This window comes from Pacificispira spongiicola (assembly GCF_012926505.1).
Lineage (GTDB): Bacteria > Pseudomonadota > Alphaproteobacteria > UBA8366 > Aestuariispiraceae > Pacificispira > Pacificispira spongiicola.
Genome location: NZ_JABBNT010000014.1, coordinates 1 through 1,877 on the forward strand (window position 1 = coordinate 1; position 1,877 = coordinate 1,877).

Consider the following 1,877-nt stretch of genomic DNA (forward strand, 5'->3'; position numbering starts at 1 on the left):
GTCGTCACCGTCGCGCCGTTCACAGGATCCACAACCGCCGTCGCAGGCTGGCCGTTCGCATCCGTGTACGACACTTCCGTCACCGTCGCGCCGTCCGCGCCCTCGGTATCGTTCGTCATCACGCTGCCGGACACCGACTGACCCTCGTCAATCGATCCCGCATTGTCGTCTACCGCCACCGGAACGTCGTCGACGACCGAGATGTGGAAGTTGGAAGACGCCGTCGAGCCGTCGCCGTCCGTCACTTCAACCGTGAACGGCAGGTCGACTTCATTCGCGGCCTGGCCTTCCGGATGGTCGATCGTGCCCAGCAGGTCGAAGCTGTAGCCCGTGCCGCCATTCGTCAGCGTCATCGTGAAGATGTCGTCCGACCCGGCAGACCCCGTGATCGTCTGACCGTCTTCCGAGATCGTGTAAGACAGACTCGTCCCGTTGCTCGTCAAAGGCGGCAGCGTATCCGTGCCCGTGAAGGCGATCGACGCAATACCGTCCGCACCGCCGTCGACCGCAATCGCGCCCGACACCGTGGTCGATTCCGGCGTATCGTCCGAACCGCCCGTCAGGTCGTCCTCGTTCACGCGGCCCGCATTGACCCCGATCTCCGGATTGTTCGGATCGATCTCACCGACCGGCGGCTCACCCGGAGGCGGCGGATCGCCACCCGGGGGCGGCGTGTAGGTCGGCGGCTGCGGCCCATCATCGGTGATGGTGAAGGCCTGGGTTGCGGAGGACGTGTCGCCGTCGGCATCCGTGATCGTATAGGTGAACGCGTCTTCCAGCGGTTCGCCGTCGGTGTGCTGTTCCGCACCGTCCGACGTGTAGGTGTAGGAACCGTCGGCATTGACCGTCAGCGTGCCGTATTGCGTGTCGACCTCGACACCCACGTCACCCGTCTGCTCAACGCCGTTCTCGTCCGTATACGTGAAGCTCGTCACCTCGGCGCCGTCGGCCCCTTCGGTGTCGTTCGTCATCACGTTGCCCGTGACCGTGTTGTTGCCTTCTTCCAGCGTCACCGTCGCGTCGTCAACCGCCGTCGGGACATCGTCCACAACCGCGATATGGAACACCGTCGACGCCGTCGTGCCGTCGCCATCCGTCACTTCAACCGTGAACGGCAGGTCGACCTCGTTCGTGCCCTGACCCTCTTCATGGTCGATCGTGCCCAGCAGATCGAACTGATAGCCCGACCCGTCGCCCGTCAGAACCATCGTGAAGATGTCGTCCGACCCGGCAGACCCCGTGATCGTCTGGCCGTCTTCCGACAACGTGTAGGCGATCGCCGCCCCGTTGCTCGTCAGGGTCGGCAGCGTGTCCGTCCCGGCAAAGGCGATCGACGCAATCCCGTCGGCGCCACCGTCGACCGTCATGCTGCCCGTCACCGTCGTCGAGTCCGGCGTATCGTCCGAACCGCCCGTCAGGTCGTCTTCGTTCACGCGGCCCGCTTCCACACCGATCGACGGATCGCTCGGATCCGGCGTGCCCGGAGGCGGATCGATCGTCGGGCCCGTATCCTCAATGCTGAAGGTCTGGGTGGCCGTGGCCGTGTCCCCGTCACCATCCGTGATCGTGTAGGTGAAGCCGTCGGTCAGCGGATTGCCGTCCGTATGGTCTTCATTCGCATCCGACGTGTAGGTGTAGCTGCCGTCGGCATTGACCGTCAGCGTGCCGTATTGCGTGTCGACCTCGACACCCACGTCACCCGTCTGCTCAACGCCGTTCTCGTCCGTATACGTGAAGCTCGTCACCTCGGCGCCGTCCGCCCCTTCGGTGTCGTTCGTCATCACGTTGCCCGTGACCGTGTTGCCGCCTTCTTCCAGCGTCACGACGCCGTCGTCAACCGCCGTCGGAACATCGTCCACAACGTCGATCTTGATCTG

1 protein-coding gene is annotated in these 1,877 nt (G+C 64.5%); it reads right to left on the reverse strand.

The genetic code is table 11. The features are described 5' to 3' along the window. A partial coding sequence (locus tag HH303_RS19890) for a T1SS-143 repeat domain-containing protein (protein ID WP_319637478.1) occupies positions 1-1,859 on the reverse strand: 1,859 nt, incomplete at its 3' end. Positions 1,860-1,877 lie beyond the last annotated feature (18 nt).